Below are 19,032 nucleotides of genomic sequence, written 5' to 3' on the forward strand. Positions count from 1 at the left end.
AATAGCGTTAAATTGCTAATGAGTACTTTAAATTCATAGCTATGCCACTTCCCTACGCCAGTACAAACTGGATCAGGTTCTAGGAATTATAAAGTCACATCTTTACTCTCAGCCTTAAACAAAGGCACTTCCAGTGGGTTTATTATTAAATTGTATGAATGGAATAGCGCTTTCAATTTACATACAGTTTACTATTTTTTATTGACGGTATCAAACATGACAACTATCTTTATTTAGCTTTTTTTGGAATAAAGGCAAGAAAGAAACAACCAATTTAGACGAAAACGCAAATGAACATGAATAGCTTATTTAAATATTGAAAATTAAATGTAAGTATTGTTAATTTTTATTGAATAAATTGTGAATATTTTCTAAATTTTATATTGTAACCGTTTCCATTTCGTGCTATTATAATAAAAATTGTAGTGCTACAAGAAATGAAAAGATGTGTGATTAGAAGTTAAACAGTCATCATTAGGAATTTCTGAAACTTAACGACAACACATAGAAACAACATATCATTATGGGAAGTAGGAAAAGAAATGAATAAAAAAAGAAGTAACGTTCGTTGGTTTTTTGCGATTGCATTCTTTCTTATTGGTGTTATAGCTTATATGGATAGATCTAATATTTCATATATTGCTGTACCAATGATGGAAGACTTACATTTAACAAAAACACAATTTGGTTTATTAGCGTCATTTTTCTCATTAGGTTACGCTTTAATGCAAGTACCGTCAGGGATGTTAGCAGAGAAATTTGGACCACGTAAAATGATTACAATAGCTTTAGTATGGTGGAGTGCTTTTACAATTCTCACAGGTATGATTAAGCATCATGGTTTATTATATTTTGTTAGATTTTTATTTGGTGTGGGAGAGGCGCCTATGTATCCATCTAATGCAGTGTTCAATTCATTTTGGTTTGCTAAAAATGAAAAAGGAAGAGCATCAAGTGCGTTATTAGCAGGTTCATATTTCGGCCCTGTGTTAGCACCGATTGTAACCATCGCGATTGTTAACGCATTTAATTGGCAAGCAGTCTTTTATATTTTTGGTGCGGTTGGTATTGTGATGGCAGTTCTATGGGCAATTATCGCTAAAGACTTGCCGGAACAACATAAAATGGTCAATGAAGCTGAAAAGCAATTTATTACTGTGCATAGAGACATTGTTGAAACTGATAAATCACTACCACCTTGGAAACGTTTTTTAACTCACTTTAGTTTTTATGCGATTGCGATTCAGTACTTTGTAGTACAATTTGTCATTACATTATTCTTAATTTGGTTACCAACATATTTAACAGAACAATACCATGTTGATTTCAAAGATATGTCAATTAGTTCATTACCATGGTTATTAATGTTCTTCTTGATTTTATCTGGTGGTGCTATTTCAGATAAGATTTTAAATACTGGTAAATCTCGTTTCGTCGCACGTGGCGTCATTGCGATTTTAGGATTTGTCGTCTTCTCAATATCAATCTTTTTTGCAGTACATACTGAAAACTTATATGTCACTATATTCTGGTTATCTCTTGGCTTAGGTGGCGTTGGTATGTCTATGGGTATGAGTTGGGCCGCAGCGACAGACTTAGGTCGTAACTTCTCTGGAACAGTATCTGGTTGGATGAACTTATGGGGGAATATTGGTGCCTTAACGAGTCCATTCTTAGCTGGTGCCTTTGTTGAACAACTTGGTTGGAGTATGACGTTCCAATTATTAATTATTCCAGCAGTATTAGCGATTATCATGTGGTTCTTTGTTAAACCTGATCAACCATTAGTGATAGATGAACATCAATCAGTTAAATAATTTGTAAATATCAAATACGAGCAATAAATGAGGATAGACAGGTCGTTAAGATCATGCTTCAAACTCATTTATTGCTTTTTTAATTTTACTAGGTGCATAATTATATTATAGAAAGGTGTGATTCGAATGATGATAATCAATGCTAAAATTAAAATATCAGAAGAAAAACGTGATGAATATTTAAAACTTATGAAACATTTAGTTTCTGAATCAAGAAAAGAAGAGGGCGTACTATTCTATAGCCATTATGAAGATGTGCAAGATAGAAATACGTTTATCGTAGTGGAGAACTACGTAGATGAAGCGGCTATTAAATCACATAATGAGTCTGAACATTTACAAATGTTCAAAAATGAAATTGGTAACTTTGTCGTAGAAGCACCAGTGATTGAAGTGGCTCAACAAGTCAAATAAATATTTATATCGGTATAAAGGGAATTAGTCATCAAACAAAAAGAAAAGTGTTATAATAGTTTTTGTGTTTTGATGAATTGCAAGCAATACATCCGATAAATTGACGCTATAGAGAGCGGGATAAAGCTGATTTCAAAAGTGAAATGAGAACCATTCCGTTCTCTTATTTATGTTCAAATAAAAAAGAAAGGAGAGCATATTTTGAAGAGTTTCTTAAAGACAGTATTTTATTTTAATCGATCTAAGATTGATATGTTCAAAGGTATCAGACAAGGCTTGCTTATGATAATACCTGCATTATTAGGTTATTACTTCGGCTTTTTCTCATTTGGTTTACTTATTGCCACTGGTACTTTGGCACATATTTATGTTTTTAAAGGTTCACCACAATCTATGATTAGAACGGTGGTGCTTTGTTCGTTAGCTTTCGCAGTTTGTATGATGTTAGGGACATTGACAGCTGCACAACCGCTCATCTTTGGTATTTTACTTCTAGTTGTAACGGTGGTGCCATTTTATATATTCACAGCTTTAAAAATTGCGGGTCCATCATCAACTTTCTTTATAGTGACATTTTGTTTACCAATGAACTTACCAATTGCACCTGATCAAGCATTAGTGAGAGGACTTGGTATTCTTATTGGTGGTGCATTTGCGACACTAGTTGTACTTATCACTATCTATATGAAGAAAGAAAAAACAGAGGATAGTGCCATTAATTCTGACTTCAAAGTGATTCAAGATTTAATGAAAAATTATAATGATCCAGAATCATTTAAGAAAGTGGCAACATCTGCAGTGTCTTCTTTTAAAGCATCAGATAAATTATTGATCACATCATCATCTAGTAATGGTAAATTAAGTACGAGATTCCAAAAATTACTATTACTACATACGTCAGCACAAGGTATTTACTCAGAATTACTTGAATTAAATGAAAAGGGTGTGCGTCCATTACCAAATGAACTGCTTGAAATGCTAGACTTTATCATTGATAAAATAAGTCATCCATCTTCAAATGGTAAAACATGGAGAAAAGAAGTAGATGTGAGCCCAGAATTCGAAAACTTAATTAGTCATATATTAAAAATTGACGAAATTGCTCATGCAAACTCTGAACATCTTGAACATGAGGCAAACATTCGAAAACCATTATACAGTAAACGTATTTTACAAAACTTAACATTAGATTCGCTCGTATTTAGAAATACATTACGATATACAGTCATTATTGCAGTAGCAATCTTTGTTGCTTTATTCTTTGGATTTGATAAAGCTTATTGGATTCCACTTTCCGCACATACATTATTATTAGGTACATCAACGATTCACACATTAGAACGAGGAATGGCCAGAAGCTTAGGTACGTTACTCGGTGTAGTGGTACTTTCAGGAATTTTAGCATTTACAGTACCAGCCCCATTAGCAGTTGTATTAATGGGCTTCGGTGCGATGATGACAGAAGCATTTGTTGGTGTTAACTATACTTTTGCAGTTATCTTTATTACGATACAAGTTATCTTATTAAATGGATTGGCATCACAGAATTTATCCATCTCAATTGCTTTCCCACGTATTGTCGATGTGGCCATGGGGGTTGCCATTGCATTACTCGGTTTATTTATACTAGGACAACGTACAGCGTCTGCGTTATTGCCTAACACTATTGCAGATGTTGTTAGACAAGAAGCGAAATTTTTCCATTATTTATTCTCCAACAATGAATACAAAAATGAAGAACAAGAAAAACATTTAAGTCTAAGCTTGTCAGTAAGATTAAACAATATGACGCAAATGTACAACGCAGCAAATGGTGAATTATTTAGTAATAAGTCAGTTATTCAATATTACTATCCAAGTATATTTGCCTTAGAAGAAATTAGTTTTATGTTGAGTAGAGCTTTAAACGATAAAAATCGAACTAGAATTGACGATCAACAAATGGGTGAATACTTAGCTATCTTTGAAAATATTGCTAAGCACTTTGAACTCCACTCTCATTTAGAAGTTAAAGACTTAACAGATTTACCGCAATATAATTATATTAAGTCAGGTTTAATGAAGATTCAGAATAATAGTCAAAAAGAACGTAAAGATGCAAGTGAAACACTAGCATTTGCTTAAGTTTGCGAATGATTAGGCAGTCTGAGGGTTGTCTAACTTCAGAGTCCGGTCATGGTGATTGAATAGTTGAAAAGAGTGGTAAAGAAAAGTATCACACTCATTAACTAGGAGATGAAATGCAATGCCTTGGACTATGGAAGATTATCCTCAAAGCCTAAAGAATTTAGACAAATTAGAACGAAAAAAAGCAATTGATATTGCTAATGCTATGCTAAAAGATGGTTATAAGGAGTCAGATGTGATTCCAATAGCAACACAACAAGCTGAAAAATGGTATAAACAAGCATCTGAAGAAGAACTAGAAGAACTCAAAAATAAACACATCACACAGCATCTACAAGATAAGTCAGCGCAACCAGAATTAAATGAAAAGCCAGTTCATATATATTTCGAAGATAATGAATGGAAAGTGAAAACAGAAGATGCAAAACAAGCATCTGATACATTCACATATAAAAAAGATGCTATAAAGCGTGCCAAACATATTGCAGACAATAAAGACACTAAAGTAGTTGAACATCAAAAAGATGAATAGAATGACTAGAGGTTGAGACATAACGTTTTTGTGCTCTGGGAAACCGATTAACGGCGTCCTAAAAGCAGGATTATCGGCAGAAACTCTCACGATTCGACAAAATTTGGAAAACAATTTTGCTCATCGTTCGGTTCTGCTCAAATCCTAAACGCTTTTGTCCCGACCTCTTATTGTTTACGACTAAAGTAGGTAATGCAATTATTTCTTATTCTCATTGAACTTCGATATAATGAAGGGGATAAAAGAGATGGAGGAAATCATATGTATGTAGAGAGAAAACCATCATTATACCTTGAAGACTTGAGATACGAATTTAAAAATAGTTTAAGTGCTATTCAAAATGGTGATGAGGCATTTGATATTTTAGTAGGATTTGTTGAACTCGATCATATTTATTCATCCGCACTTAAAGAAATAAGTACTAAGTTAAGCATTTTAGATGATAATTTCAATCATAGATATAAACATAATCCCATACACCATATGGAACGACGTGTTAAAGAGATGGGGAGTTTAGTTAAGAAGCTTAAACGGAAAGGTTTAGACATTAGTGCACAAAGTGCTAGAGATCATATTATGGATATCGCTGGTATTAGAGTGATATGTAATTATATGGATGATATTTATGTTATTGAAGAGATGTTATTAAAACAGGAAGACGTCAAATTAATTAAACGCAAAGATTATATTGAACATCCTAAAGAAAATGGTTATCGCAGCTTACATATTGTGGTATCGATTCCAGTATTCTTAGCAGATTCTGTAGAAATTATTCCAGTAGAAATTCAAATTAGAACCATTGGTATGGATATGTGGGCGAGTCTAGAACATAAAATCCGTTATAAAAATAATGCAGATACTGAAAAATATAAAGGTTTATTAGAACAATGTGCTACAGAGATTACCGATGTAGAAAGTAAGATGCAACAGATTCATACTGAAATATCTAAGGATGATTAACGTCACCCTTAAAGAAAGATGAATAAGGTAGTAGGTCGCCAATTTACTAAAGCATGACGACTTACTACTTATTTTTATGTAAAAAGGATTTTAATTAAAGTAATATGATAAAATATTTAATATATATAATATGATTTTTGAGAATTAGAGGGTTAAGATGAATAAGCAAAATTTTAAAACACAACTATACCAATTAAATAATTATGAAAATGAACAAAGTGAAGTGATATATGCAGGTAATCCCAATTCTAAAGAGGCCATTGTCTTTATTCATGGTGCATTACTTACGTATAAGATTATGACCATGTTTGAACCATACATGAGAGAATACAAACTGATATTTATCAACTGTCCTAGTAGAGGTAAGAGTTCTGAAATTGAAAGGGATAATCACACATTAGATGACTATTCAGAACGTGTTTATGATGTATTAAGTCAGATTGTGAGCGAGCAACAATTGTCAGAAATAAAAGTAGTTGGTTATTCTATGGGAGGTATGATTGCTACACGTTTATTGAAATTTAATACACTGCCCATTTCTCATTTGATTTACCTAAACAGTGCTGCAAAAATCACACCAGATGGTAGTATGTTAGCACGCTTATTTACGTCAGATAGTAAGCGAGATATTTTGAAGGATGAAATTAATGCAGTGAAAAATTTACCACAATACATACTCGATAAAACCATTTTTGCGCAAAAAGAAAATGCGATTGAACTATTTCAATTCGTCGCACCAATCAAGACAATTATCACAGATATTTTGTATACGATTAATGCTGATTACCTACCAGATATTGAAGAAATAGAAACATTTCCGAAGATACTATTCATGTCTGGTAAAGAGGATCAAATTATTCCATATACAGATTCATTAGCTACGTTAGAACAATTCAAAGCTTATGGTGGCACAACAAAAGAAATCGTATATGAAGGAATAGGGCATCTTGATTTTCCAAGTGTATTAGAAACAAAGTCAGAACAAGAATTAGGTGTTGTAGATCATATCAAACAATGGATTCAAGAATAATTACGTATGTTATTTGTAAAATGTATTCCAAATTGTCACAAAATTAATTATTGTATTGAAACACCTGCTCAATCTTCATAATTTCGTAAGGATTTTAAAGCTTCGATGACTAAAATAATCGAGGCTTTTTATTATTTTAGTTAAAGTAAGCGTTTGCAAAAATGTGCATCATGTTTTAATATACTTGTATACAAGTATAGAACGACGAATGAAAGTGCGGTGTGAGCTATGACATATGGCTATCCAGAACAATGGAAACGACATTTAACTACAGGTGAGGCGATAGCTGCAGAAATTAGATTAGGCATTATTAAAGGTGATATTCAAGCAGAAACACTACTGACTGAAAATCAAATTGCTAAACAATTCAATGTGAGTCGCTCTCCTGTTAGAGATGCATTCAAGCTATTACAAACAGATCAACTTATTCATTTAGAACGAATGGGGGCGCAAGTCTTACCTTTTGGTGAACAAGAAAAAAGAGAACTTTATGACTTACGCTTAATGTTAGAGTCTTTTGCCTTTTCTAGATTGAGATCACAAGATACACAACCGATAGCTAAAGAAATGAAAAAGCAACTCGAAATGATGAAAGTAGCAGTACAATTTGAAGATGCTGAATCGTTTACGAAACATGATTTTGAATTTCATGAAGCCATGATTTTAGCTTCAGACCACCAATACCTCAGAACATTTTGGAATCATTTGAAACCTGTGATGGAGTCACTAATTCTCCTATCGATGAGACGCAGAATGTTAGAAGATCCTAATGATTTTGAACGTATACATCGAAATCACAATGTCTTTGTAGATGCAGTTGAAAATAAAAATGCTGAAACGTTAAGACAAGCCTTTCATTTAAACTTTGATGATGTAGGTAAAGATATAGAAGGATTTTGGTTACGCTAATTTTTTAGAAAGGAAGGGATAAGATATGAAATATATGATTGGTGTCGATATTGGTACCACAAGCACCAAATCAGTACTTTATGATGAAAATGGACAATTCATTATGAAGCATAACATTGGGTACGAATTGCATACACCTAATGTCGATGTGTCTGAAGAGAATCCAGATGAATTATTTGATGCAGTATTGATGACCGTCAAATATGTCATCAGAGAAGCCAATATCGCTAAAGAAGATATTAAATTAATCTCATTTAGTGCCCAAATGCATAGTTTAGTTGCGATGGATGAACAACATCATCGCTTAACAGAGAATATTACTTGGGCTGATAATCGAGCAAGTAAATATGCAGACCAAATTAATCAACAACATGATGGTTTTAATATTTATAGAAGAACAGGTACACCCATTCATCCAATGTCACCATTATCGAAGATATTTTGGATGAAACATGAGCAACCAGATATTTTCAATCATACTGCCATGTTTGCTGATATTAAGACATATATTTTATATCAACTATATGAGACATATGTTATCGACCACTCCATGGCTTCAGCTACAGGTATGTTCAATCTGGAACAACTTGATTGGGATGACGACGTATTAAATTTATTAGGTATCACACGTCAGCAGCTACCAGAATTAGTGCCCACAACACATATTTTAAAAGGAATGAAAAAGCGCTACGCCACATTAATGGGTGTCGATGAGAATACGCCTGTAGTAATTGGCGCGAGTGATGGTGTGTTATCTAATCTGGGCGTGAACAGTTACCGAAAAGGTGAAGTTGCCGTTACTATTGGGACATCTGGTGCTATTAGAACCGTCATTGATAAACCAAGAACGGATGATAAAGGTCGAATTTTCTGTTATGTCCTAACAGATGAACATTACGTAATTGGTGGACCAGTTAATAATGGTGGCGTCATCTTAAGATGGCTTCGAGATGAGATATTAGCAAGTGAAGTCGAAACAGCCAAACGCTTAGGTGTTGATCCTTATGACGTATTAACTCAAATCGCCAGTCGTGTTAAACCAGGCGCAGATGGCTTAATCTTCCATCCTTATCTTGCTGGAGAACGTGCACCATTATGGAATGCCGATGCACGTGGGTCATTCTTCGGCTTAACACTATCTCATAAGAAAGAACATATGATACGTGCTGCCTTAGAAGGCGTTTTATACAATCTATACACAGTTTATCTAGCTTTAATAGAAGTGATGAATGAAACACCAAGTACAATCAAAGCGACAGGTGGATTTGCTAAAAGTGAAATTTGGCGCCAAATGATGGCAGATATCTTTGACACGCATTTAAGTGTGCCAGAAAGTTACGAAAGTTCATGCTTAGGTGCATGCGTGTTAGGTATGAAAGCACTTGGTGAAATTGATGACTTCTCAGTAATTGAACAAATGGTAGGTACGACAAATGAACATCAACCTGATTCAGAAACAGTCGATATTTATCAACAACTTGTAAGTATCTTTATCAATATTAGTCGCTCTTTAACCGACACGTATAGTGAGATTGCCGCATTTCAACGACAGCATATGAATTGATTTTAAGCAGTGCCAGACAAATGTAGTATTGCATAGTTAAGTCACAACGTCACTTTGCCACTTTCGAATTCGAGCAACTTTGTAAATGAGAACAGACATATTATAGGAAGAAGGGGAATGCCATGTTTGCAGAAATTTGGCCATTAATTAGCGTTGTTTTAGGAATTGTGATCTTATTAAGTTTAATTATCTTTTTAAAACTGAATACATTTATCTCTTTAATCATTACATCAATTGTTACTGCTTTGTTATTAGGTATGCCACTGGATAAAATTATGGAAACTGTAGAAAAAGGTATGGGTGGTACATTAGGCCATATTGCACTTATCTTTGGACTAGGCGCCATATTAGGGAAGTTACTTTCTGATGGAGGTGGCGCAACACGTATTGCCGATACATTAATCGCCAAATTTGGCCAAAAACATGTACAGTGGGCGATGCTCGTTGCTGCATTTATCGTCGGTATCGCTTTATTCTTTGAAGTGGGATTAGTGTTATTAATTCCATTAGTATTCACAGTAGCCAAACGTGCGAATGTATCTACACTTAAACTTGGATTACCAATGGTTACAGCATTATCAGTGACACATGGTTTCTTACCGCCACATCCAGGACCAGTTGTTATAGCTAAAGAATTAAAAGCGAATATTGGTCATGTACTCCTTTACGGTATTATTATTTCAATTCCTGTTACTTTAATCGCAGGTCCATTATTTAATAAAATCGCACAAAAAATCATTCCATCTGCATATGGTAGAGAGGGAGATATTTCAGCATTAGGTGCTCAAAAGGAATTTACTGAGGAAGAAATGCCAGGATTTGGAATTAGTATTTTAACAGCGATATTACCAGTCATCTTAATGCTTGTTTCAACATTAGTACAACTTATCACAGGACATGATTCTCCTAAAAATGCATTCGAATCAATTATTTATTTAATTGGGAATGCTGGTACAGCCATGTTAATTGCAGTTATCTTCGCTATATTTACAATGGGTGTATTAAGACATAGAAAAATGGAAAATATCATGGAATCAGTTACTCAAGCAATTTATCCAATAGGCATGATGTTATTAATCATTGGTGGTGGCGGTACATTCAAGCAAGTACTTATTGATGGTGGCGTAGGTGATACGATCGCCAAAATGTTCGAAGGTACACACATGTCACCAATTCTACTTGCATGGATTGTTGCTGCAGTACTAAGAATTGCACTAGGTTCTGCAACTGTGGCCGCCATATCTACGACAGGTATTGTGATGCCATTATTACAAGCTTCAGATGCCAATGTCGCACTTGTTGTGCTAGCAATTGGTGCAGGAAGTGTGATTTTATCTCATGTGAACGATGCAGGATTCTGGATGTTCAAAGAATATTTCGGACTAACAGTTAAAGAAACATTTTTAACATGGTCATTACTCGAAACAATCATTTCAGTTTCAGGCATCATCTTTATCTTATTTATTAGTTTATTTGTATAACATTGGGGATGTAACTACCGGCTGGAAACAGTCGGTAGTTTTCTTTACACATTATTGTGTATATACCACTAGTAATGACTATTACATGTATTGTTATGTTGTTTATCAAGCACATTCGAGCGAAAAAATAAACCCGTCTTACTGTGAATAAGACGAGTTTAAAAGCTGTTTATGTAAAACATATGAATTGAGTTAACGCTCAAAATATGTTGCTTAGTTTTTCCAACTAGTGACTAGTCGAATGGTTGCTAGGTGTATTTTTATGCTTCAATTATACTAAGCCATCGATTTGATTGCAATAAACAGATAATGAAATAAAACCAATGATAAGTTTTAGACAATTAAAATCAAATATTAAAATAGATGATTATTCATAATATGGCTAAAACTAGGCACAATGTTTATTTAATGATAAGATAAGGTAAATATAATTAAGCTTCATACTTTAATTTAAAGGAGTAGTAGAGACTTTGAAACAAATAAAAAAAGCAATTATTCCAGCAGCTGGTTTGGGGACAAGATTTTTACCAGCAACGAAAGCAATGCCAAAAGAAATGTTACCTATCTTAGATAAACCAACAATTCAATATATTGTTGAAGAAGCATCAAGAGCAGGGATCGAAGATATCATTATCGTTACAGGTAAACATAAACGTGCGATTGAAGATCATTTCGATAACCAAAAAGAATTAGAAATGGTATTACAAGAAAAAGGGAAAAATGACCTATTAGAAAAGGTTCAATACTCAACAGATTTAGCTAACATCTTCTATGTTCGTCAAAAAGAGCAAAAAGGTTTAGGCCATGCCATTCATACAGCACGTCAATTCATTGGAAATGAACCATTCGCTGTATTATTAGGTGATGACATTGTGGAATCAGACACACCAGCAATTAAACAATTGATGGATGTTTACGATGAAACAGGTAAATCCGTAATTGGTGTTCAAGAAGTAGCTGAAGAAGACACACATCGTTACGGTATTATCGATCCATTAGAAAAATCGGGTTTACGTTATGAAGTTAAGAAATTCGTAGAAAAACCAAAACAAGGTACAGCACCATCTAATTTAGCGATTATGGGACGCTATGTACTAACACCTGAAATCTTTGATTATCTTGAAACACAAGAAGAAGGTGCAGGTAACGAAATTCAATTAACAGATGCAATTGAACGTATGAACGCCGAAAGCCAAGTATACGCATACGATTTCGAAGGTGATCGTTATGATGTCGGTGAAAAACTAGGCTTCGTTAAAACAACGATTGAATACGCATTAAAAGACGAAGATATGAAAGATGACTTAAAAGCATTTATTAAGCAATTAGACTTATAAAATCAAAAAGCACCAACCATAGCAATCTTATGGTTGGTGCTTTTGCTTTATTTTACTACTTTAACGAAACTCTGATTAGCAGTGACGTAAAGTCCATCCGATGTTTTTAATCTAGGTGTTAACTTACTCGTAAATTCAATATCTATAATATCTAATTTTGTACCTAATTCTAATGATTTAATAGGATCTTTCTTAAATCCGACATCCTCATATAACTTACACTTTTTAACAATTTCAATCGCTTTAGGTGCATGAGTAATATAGCCTTGGATACTATCAAGATTAATAGGTGCAACGAAATCTTCATTAGCGGTAATATAGTAACCCTCTTTAGCTACCAATCTAGGCGTTCCTTTGTCACTCTTTTCCATACTACTTACTTCTATGCATTGTCCTTTATTGATGACAGCTATGTCTTTAGTGAAATTGGCATCTTCATACTTTTTAATCTTTTTTAATACGACAATATGTTGAGGTGTTTCTGTAAGATATTGTTTCATGTTTGTCTAGTCATCTCCGTTTTTAATAAGAATAAAAATCTCATGAAAATATAAGTGTGGTAGTAAGTTATTCTATATAAGTGAAACGCTTTCAAAATAACTTAACATCATTATACGTTAAGACAGACATAAAGTCATTATGTTTAAAGTGAATGTTGTTTTGAAATGACTGTAACTGACTCGGTTGCTTGCCTACATAATTACTGAATTTAGAGATTTAAGCATAGAAAAACACTTTCCCAAGGATCATCATAATTGAGCCATAAGAAAGTGTTTTAAATATATATCGATAAAGTTATGAGGTTTGTTTAACTTTTATATCCAAGGTTACCATTAACCGTTTCATAAAGATTAAATTGGTCATTCGTTTTAACTACAGTAGAATTTAAGTCTGCATCTAATACAGTAATTGCTAATTTTCCTTTTGGAAGGTGACTAGTATCAAACTTAACAGAGTATTCACCTGGTTTTAAATTGTTCTTTTTAATCTTTAAAATTTGATACTGTTCAGGATTTTTTCTGCTTTTAAGTTCCATAAATTCTATATGAGAATTTTTAGAATATAGTTTTAATGTAATACTATTATTTTTTCGAATAATATTTTGTAAAGTCACGTGCATATGCTTTAGGAAAAGTTCATTGTTGTATGAATAATACGCTTTATTTCTTTTGAACTGTAATTGTTCATCGTCTTTATCTGAGTACCATTTAATAAAGGTAATGATTTCCGCTTTGTCACCTTTTTTAATTAATTCTATTGCTTTTTTGTTTAGTTCGTCATCTACATACTTGTTTACGTCAAAATCTTTTTCGATTGTATTGATAGCATCTTGTAATAGTGGTAACATAACGTCTATTTCTCTAATGAATGTTTTCTTATAAAATTTACCATTTAATATATCTTTGTTGATAAGACGGATAAGTAAATTTCTAAATACTTTTAAATTTTTATATTTCTTAGATAGATATTTATATGCGTCCATCTGAAGTTTCATTCTATTTGGCATCGTAGATTCTTTAGATTTTACTAAAGATACATTATCTTGATATCTATTTGTGAAATAAACAACATCTTCTGTAGTGCTAATTTTGTCTACATGGAAAAAGACTTCAGCAAAGAATTGTAAATCTTCAGCGAAAATCATTTCAGGGAAGCGAATATTATTATTTTTAATGATACTTGCTTTAACCATTCTGCCATGAGGAGCTAAATGATAAAATGATTTACTATTTTGATTCAAATCTAATTTTGAATGTGCGATTTTAGATAAAGCGACACCAGCACGAGCTACTTTATCATTAAATACATAATTTGTTAGACCGGTAGCGTAATCTGTTTTGTTCTTTTTCAAAAGATTATATAAGGTTTCAACAGCATTTTCAGGTAACCAATCATCACCATCAATAAACATCAGATATTTCCCTCTGCTTAGATCAATAGATAGGTTACGAGGCTGAGCAGGTGTCCCTGAATTTTGATCTAATTGGACTAATTTATAGTTGTAGAAATTAGTTAAATTTGAAGCAACGACTTCTAAAGTATCATCAGTAGAACAATCATCTACAACAATGACTTCTAGCTTTTTTAAATCGAACGTTTGATTTAAAATGCTATCTAATGTTTTTTTAATAAATTTCCCTTTATTATACGTGCTTATTAAAATACTAACTTTGACATTGTTAGACTTTTTGTTTTCTGTAATTATTTTCATTATTATCCCCTTAATTTGTAAAATGATAGCAATCTAAAATTAAACAATAGATATCTATAATTATAAGTATTTTAATTGCCAACATTATTTACCATTTTTATTTTTAAAATCATTTATTTATATTACACAATCAAATAGTAACACATTTCATTTGGGTATAGTAGTATATATAATAAATAGAAAAGTCACTTTATTAGCTTTTTGTAAAACAAAATATACTTCAACTATAGATGATTGGTGAACATTAAATGTCTATATGTAATTACATTTTAAATATTCCTGAATTACCATTGTTTAAACCCGAAAACTTCAAATATATTTCACAAAAAAAGTGCATCCTTTAAAGAAAGATTATCTTCTGGGATGCACTTCATTTCTGTACGTTCATTTTTATTTAACGTTTTAATAATCTGTTTTTTATATTGGAAAATTTATTGTTACTTTTACTATTCTCATTTACCTTGTCAGCAGTAGTTTGTTTAGACTGTTCATTAATAAATGATTCAAGGTTAACAGGTGTAACGATATCAGTATTTGCTGAGATATAATAGCCATCTCTAGTGATTAATCTTGGTGTCTTATTTACTGTTTCTTCAATTGAAACTATTTCTACTATATTTCCTTTAGCCACAGATTTCACTTGATTAGTAAAGTTAACGTCATGGTATAAATTAGCTTTTTTAATTGTAACGATATAAGAAGGTGGAGTAGTTAAATAACTTGGTTTTTTAGGCGCCTTTTTAGCTTTATTGATTGATTCAAGGTCTAATTTAGCACTTTTATTTTTGAATTTACTATTTTTATTATCAATAGGGTGTGAAGCATAAACAGTTGAGTGTTCAAAGTCATTAAATTTAATCACAATATTAAAATCATAATTATCTAGATGTAAATCATCTGTTTTTAAATAAATTTGATTATCGTGAATTTCATATTTTAATGTCTTACGAGTGCTTTCATCATTGATTTTTACTAATTCTACTCCTTCAATAGTAGTGTTTGGCTTTTTATATACATGAAGTACTTCATAAAATGTTTCATTCATATAATGCGTACCATCATGAACTGCTACACATTTCGAAGTTAATGTTGGTAAGTAATTAAATTTATCCGGGTAGTTGAAATGCACAACATTGTTTTTAATGTATTTATGAGCATGTGCATTATAAAGCATAAATTTGATATATTCTTCAAAATGTTCTTTACTATGCTGATACGCATGGAAAGCATTTGTATATCTTTCATTTTCTAAAAAGTCTTCTATGTCATATCCATGTTCTTTAATGATATTTTGAACTTCTTCGAACATATTGTAGTAAACATCTTTGTTATTTGATTTGAGAAATGATTTTTTAATAAACACTCTAGAAATAAAATCCATTTCAACAATTCGACTAATGATTTGCTTCTTAGCATATTCAGGTAAATCCATTTTAATTAAATCTTTAAGTACTTCAATATTAAAATTGGCTTTTTCAATATCATCTGTTTCTTTTACTAAAGAAATATTATCTGAATATCTATTTACATGATATACGTGCTCATCTGTCATAGAAGCACTTTTTGATTTACTTATTAATTCTGCATAGAATAATTTATCTTCAGCGAATTTTAAATTTCTAAATTTAATGTTATGGTCAATAGTTGTGGAACGCTTGAATATCTTGCCCCAAGGTCCCATACCTCTAAAGATTTTGTAGATTTCATATGGGACTAGACCATTCGCTTTTTTATATGAAGCAAAGTTGGCTACCTTGACAATATCCTTGTTTCTGTTTTTAAAAGCTTGTCCAAATCCAATATCAGAGCCATGTTCTTCCATTTGATTAATTAGATTTGGATAGCCATTAGGTTCTAACCAATCATCTGCATCAACAATTGTAATATATTTACCCTTAGATTCTTGTATACCTAAATTTCTGGGATCGGCAGGACCACCAGAATTTTCTTCTAGCTGAATGCAACGAATAAAATCATATTCATCTGCATATTTTTTTAAAATATTATAAGAATTATCAGTCGACACATCGTCTACAAATATGGCTTCTAACTGTGATTTATCCATATTTAAATCAATAATAGATTGAATACACTTATCTAAAAATTTTTCTTTATTATAAACTGATACCACAATTGAAATTAATTTATTAATGGTAAGACCTCCCAAATTAATGCATTGATTAAAATATTACCCAATTATAAAGCATTATAAATATTGTGTACATTAATTTGGGTTTAATAAATAATAATATACTTTTGATATTTAAAGCATTATTTTAAATTAAATATTTCTTCATTAATTTGTTGTGCTACATCATCGAAATGATCAATCGTTAATGAGACATATAATTTAATTTTAGGTTCAGTACCAGATGGTCTTAGGGCAATAAAACCTTCTTTGAAATATATTTTAAGAACGTTTGCTTTTGGAAGCGTGATTGGTGTTGTTTCATTAGTTTGGAAATCAACTTTTTCACCAGTTTCATAATCTTCAATAGCAACAACATCTAATCCATTGATTGTACGTGGTGGGTTGTTTCTATAAGATTTCATAATGTCATCAATAATGGCTTTACCTTTAGCGCCTTCAAATTTATGTGAGAATAATTGGTCATTATGACGTCCAACTTGTTGATAAATGTCTTCTAAATCATCTTTTAACATTCTGCCTTCATTTTTAAGTTCAGATGCATATTTGATGATAAGTGGAACGATTTGAATGGCATCTTTATCTCTAACGAAAGGTCCTGCTAAGAAACCATAACTTTCTTCATAGCCTAATAAATAATTTTGGTCTTCAGGCATATTTCTGATTGCTTCAGCAATATATTTAAACCCAGTTAAAACTTCTTTGTATGCGACACCATGATGGCGTGCCACAGATTTAGCTAATTCACTACTTACAATGGATTGAATCATCAATCTATTATTTAAATGTGAAGTTGCTTTGATTTGATAATTTAATAAAAGAGCGCCGATTTGGTTACCATTATAATAATAGATATTGCCTTCTTGATCGCGTTCAGCTATACCTAGTCGGTCTGCATCAGGGTCCGTACTGATTAATAAATCTGCATTGACTTGATTTGCAAGCGCGATAGATTGATCAAATGCTTTGTGATCTTCTGGGTTAGCACTAGCGACAGAACTGAAATTAGGATCTGGTTTACATTGTGCTTCGACTAAATTAAATTGATTGAAGTTTAATTGAGATAATATTTCAGGGACTACAGGTACACTTGTGCCATGTAAACTTGTGAATACCACTTGTAAATCAGATTGTGGTATGTCACCAACTAATGATTGAATTTCCTTAAAATAAGATGCTCTTACTTCATCTGGTACAGATAAAATCAATGATTGTTGTTCATTCGATAATTGAGGTAATTCAATCGTAAGTGGATCACCTAAAGCATTGATGTAATCACTTAATACATTAGAAGGCTCTGTAGATAGTTGTGCACCATCTTCACCATAAACTTTGATACCATTATAGTCTTTAGGATTGTGACTTGCAGTAATCATGACACCAGCATGTGCTTCTAAAAATCTTACAGCATATGATAAGTCAGGTGTTGTACGATACGTATCTGATAAATAAACTTTGATATCGTGACTTGCTAAAATCGTCGCAATGATTTGAGCAAACTCAGGTGATAAATGTCTTGTATCATAGTGAATCACTGCTACAGGTGAGTCATGTTTTGATTTTAAAAATTGCGCTAAACCAAGAGCAACTTTAGAAACTGTGAATCGATTTAAACGTCCTTCACCAAGACCTAATTTACCTCTGATACCTGCTGTACCAAAAGCAAGCGTTGTTTCAAATCCTTCTTGTTGTTCCTCTGAAGATTGTTGATTATAAAAGTCTTTAACTAAACTGTCGTCTATGACATTAATCCAATTATCTTTCATAAATATAAATTCCCCTTTAAAAAATAATGATGCGACATATAAAATTGAATGCTTAATTTAAAATTAAATATACCATGTAACGTGTATAAACATTGTAATGTACGCATGTAAGTTAACTTTATTATATAGTACATTTATTGCAAGTTACATTAAAAAGTTAAGAAAAAATGATAGATTGGTAATAATTGAAAAATAACAAACAGAAACCTAGATAAGACAATCTGTCCAGTTTTTTATGATTAAATATAGTATTGATCTTAAATTTTCATTAGATAAATTACTATATTCAATTTATTTGATAGAATGAATATATATAAACAAATTTAAAAGGTGATAGTTATGAAAAAAGTAATAAATGTAGTTGGCGCAGTAATATATTCAGATAACAAAATTTTATGTGCACAAAGAAGTGAAAATATGAGTCTCCCGTTATTATGGGAATTTCCTGGTGGGAAGATTGAAAAAGGGGAAACAGAAGAAGAAGCGTTAATTAGAGAAATTAAAGAAGAAATGAAGTGTGATATCTCAGTCAAAGAAAAATTGACAACTACAGAACATGAATATGATTTTGGTATTGTTAATTTAACAACTTTTAAATGTCATTTAAATCAACAATTACCTACTTTAACAGAACATAAGGAGATAAAGTGGTTACTAATTAATCAACTTGATTCAATAGAATGGGCTCCAGCTGATGTTCCAGCAGTTAAATTATTAATAGAAGGGGAATAGCT

15 protein-coding genes and 1 riboswitch are annotated in these 19,032 nt (G+C 32.0%); of the genes, 11 read left to right on the top strand and 4 right to left on the bottom strand.

The features are described 5' to 3' along the window. Nucleotides 1-32: 32 nt before the first annotated feature. A riboswitch (TPP riboswitch) is annotated at nt 33-142 on the bottom strand. Between the two features lie 400 nt (nt 143-542). From EL082_RS01800 to galU, 10 genes are all read left to right on the top strand, one after another. Then, nucleotides 543-1,817: a pyruvate MFS transporter gene (locus EL082_RS01800; protein WP_002466980.1), complete on the top strand. Its 1,275-nt coding sequence runs from the start codon at nt 543-545 to the stop codon at nt 1,815-1,817. Between the two features lie 126 nt (nt 1,818-1,943). After that, complete coding sequence (locus EL082_RS01805) at nt 1,944-2,231, top strand: putative quinol monooxygenase (RefSeq protein ID WP_002466987.1); 288 nt, start codon at nt 1,944-1,946, stop codon at nt 2,229-2,231. 252 nt (nt 2,232-2,483) lie between these two features. Beyond that, a complete protein-coding gene (locus tag EL082_RS01810) occupies nt 2,484-4,355 on the top strand; it encodes an FUSC family protein (RefSeq protein ID WP_223266645.1) in 1,872 nt (623 codons plus the stop codon). Between the two features lie 121 nt (nt 4,356-4,476). Next, nucleotides 4,477-4,890 carry a DUF2188 domain-containing protein gene (locus EL082_RS01815; RefSeq protein WP_002466976.1) on the top strand — a complete coding sequence of 138 codons (414 nt, stop codon included), beginning with the start codon at nt 4,477-4,479 and terminating at the stop codon, nt 4,888-4,890. 261 nt (nt 4,891-5,151) lie between these two features. After that, nucleotides 5,152-5,850, top strand: a complete 699-nt coding sequence (locus tag EL082_RS01820; protein WP_002466937.1) for a GTP pyrophosphokinase — start codon at nt 5,152-5,154, stop codon at nt 5,848-5,850. Between the two features lie 157 nt (nt 5,851-6,007). After that, nucleotides 6,008-6,880 (top strand): alpha/beta fold hydrolase, encoded by an 873-nt coding sequence (locus EL082_RS01825; protein ID WP_002466958.1) that lies wholly within the window; start codon nt 6,008-6,010, stop codon nt 6,878-6,880. Nucleotides 6,881-7,108: 228 nt separating this feature from the next. Beyond that, entirely contained in the window at nt 7,109-7,789 is a 681-nt protein-coding gene (locus EL082_RS01830) for a GntR family transcriptional regulator (RefSeq protein ID WP_015364700.1), read from the top strand. A gap of 25 nt (nt 7,790-7,814) precedes the next feature. Next, nucleotides 7,815-9,353: a gluconokinase gene (gene gntK, locus EL082_RS01835; protein ID WP_002466952.1), complete on the top strand. Its 1,539-nt coding sequence runs from the start codon at nt 7,815-7,817 to the stop codon at nt 9,351-9,353. Nucleotides 9,354-9,475: 122 nt separating this feature from the next. Next, nucleotides 9,476-10,834, top strand: a complete 1,359-nt coding sequence (locus EL082_RS01840; protein WP_002466931.1) for a gluconate:H+ symporter — start codon at nt 9,476-9,478, stop codon at nt 10,832-10,834. A gap of 470 nt (nt 10,835-11,304) precedes the next feature. Next, nucleotides 11,305-12,171 carry a UTP--glucose-1-phosphate uridylyltransferase GalU gene (gene galU / locus EL082_RS01845; protein ID WP_015364703.1) on the top strand — a complete coding sequence of 289 codons (867 nt, stop codon included), beginning with the start codon at nt 11,305-11,307 and terminating at the stop codon, nt 12,169-12,171. A 47-nt stretch (nt 12,172-12,218) separates the two neighbouring features. On the opposite strand, the gene EL082_RS01850 is transcribed toward galU, so the two are convergent. The 4 genes from EL082_RS01850 to EL082_RS01865 form a co-directional block, all read right to left on the bottom strand. Further along, nucleotides 12,219-12,671: a DUF5776 domain-containing protein gene (locus tag EL082_RS01850; protein ID WP_002467081.1), complete on the bottom strand. Its 453-nt coding sequence runs from the start codon at nt 12,669-12,671 to the stop codon at nt 12,219-12,221. 308 nt (nt 12,672-12,979) lie between these two features. After that, complete coding sequence (locus EL082_RS01855; protein WP_103286188.1) at nt 12,980-14,383, bottom strand: glycosyltransferase family 2 protein; 1,404 nt, start codon at nt 14,381-14,383, stop codon at nt 12,980-12,982. A gap of 394 nt (nt 14,384-14,777) precedes the next feature. After that, nucleotides 14,778-16,514: a glycosyltransferase gene (locus EL082_RS01860; RefSeq protein ID WP_019236076.1), complete on the bottom strand. Its 1,737-nt coding sequence runs from the start codon at nt 16,512-16,514 to the stop codon at nt 14,778-14,780. Nucleotides 16,515-16,654: 140 nt separating this feature from the next. After that, nucleotides 16,655-18,298, bottom strand: a complete 1,644-nt coding sequence (locus tag EL082_RS01865; protein ID WP_103286187.1) for a phospho-sugar mutase — start codon at nt 18,296-18,298, stop codon at nt 16,655-16,657. 339 nt (nt 18,299-18,637) lie between these two features. Between EL082_RS01865 and EL082_RS01870 the strand changes: the two genes are divergently transcribed. Continuing rightward, a complete protein-coding gene (locus EL082_RS01870; protein ID WP_002467079.1) occupies nt 18,638-19,030 on the top strand; it encodes a (deoxy)nucleoside triphosphate pyrophosphohydrolase in 393 nt (130 codons plus the stop codon). Nucleotides 19,031-19,032 lie beyond the last annotated feature (2 nt).

The organism is Staphylococcus warneri (genome assembly GCF_900636385.1).
GTDB lineage: Bacteria > Bacillota > Bacilli > Staphylococcales > Staphylococcaceae > Staphylococcus > Staphylococcus warneri.

Excerpts from the sequence above, each read along its gene's own strand:
- EL082_RS01800 (WP_002466980.1), top strand. The coding sequence starts at position 543 with ATGAATAAAAAAAGAAGTAACGTTCGTTGGTTTTTTGCGATTGCATTC.
- EL082_RS01805 (WP_002466987.1), top strand. The coding sequence starts at position 1,944 with ATGATGATAATCAATGCTAAAATTAAAATATCAGAAGAAAAACGTGAT.
- EL082_RS01810 (WP_223266645.1), top strand. The coding sequence starts at position 2,484 with ATGTTCAAAGGTATCAGACAAGGCTTGCTTATGATAATACCTGCATTA.
- EL082_RS01815 (WP_002466976.1), top strand. The coding sequence starts at position 4,477 with ATGCCTTGGACTATGGAAGATTATCCTCAAAGCCTAAAGAATTTAGAC.
- EL082_RS01820 (WP_002466937.1), top strand. The coding sequence starts at position 5,152 with ATGTATGTAGAGAGAAAACCATCATTATACCTTGAAGACTTGAGATAC.
- EL082_RS01825 (WP_002466958.1), top strand. The coding sequence starts at position 6,008 with ATGAATAAGCAAAATTTTAAAACACAACTATACCAATTAAATAATTAT.
- EL082_RS01830 (WP_015364700.1), top strand. The coding sequence starts at position 7,109 with ATGACATATGGCTATCCAGAACAATGGAAACGACATTTAACTACAGGT.
- gntK (WP_002466952.1), top strand. The coding sequence starts at position 7,815 with ATGAAATATATGATTGGTGTCGATATTGGTACCACAAGCACCAAATCA.
- EL082_RS01840 (WP_002466931.1), top strand. The coding sequence starts at position 9,476 with ATGTTTGCAGAAATTTGGCCATTAATTAGCGTTGTTTTAGGAATTGTG.
- EL082_RS01850 (WP_002467081.1), bottom strand. The coding sequence starts at position 12,671 with ATGAAACAATATCTTACAGAAACACCTCAACATATTGTCGTATTAAAA.
- EL082_RS01855 (WP_103286188.1), bottom strand. The coding sequence starts at position 14,383 with ATGAAAATAATTACAGAAAACAAAAAGTCTAACAATGTCAAAGTTAGT.
- EL082_RS01865 (WP_103286187.1), bottom strand. The coding sequence starts at position 18,298 with ATGAAAGATAATTGGATTAATGTCATAGACGACAGTTTAGTTAAAGAC.
- EL082_RS01870 (WP_002467079.1), top strand. The coding sequence starts at position 18,638 with ATGAAAAAAGTAATAAATGTAGTTGGCGCAGTAATATATTCAGATAAC.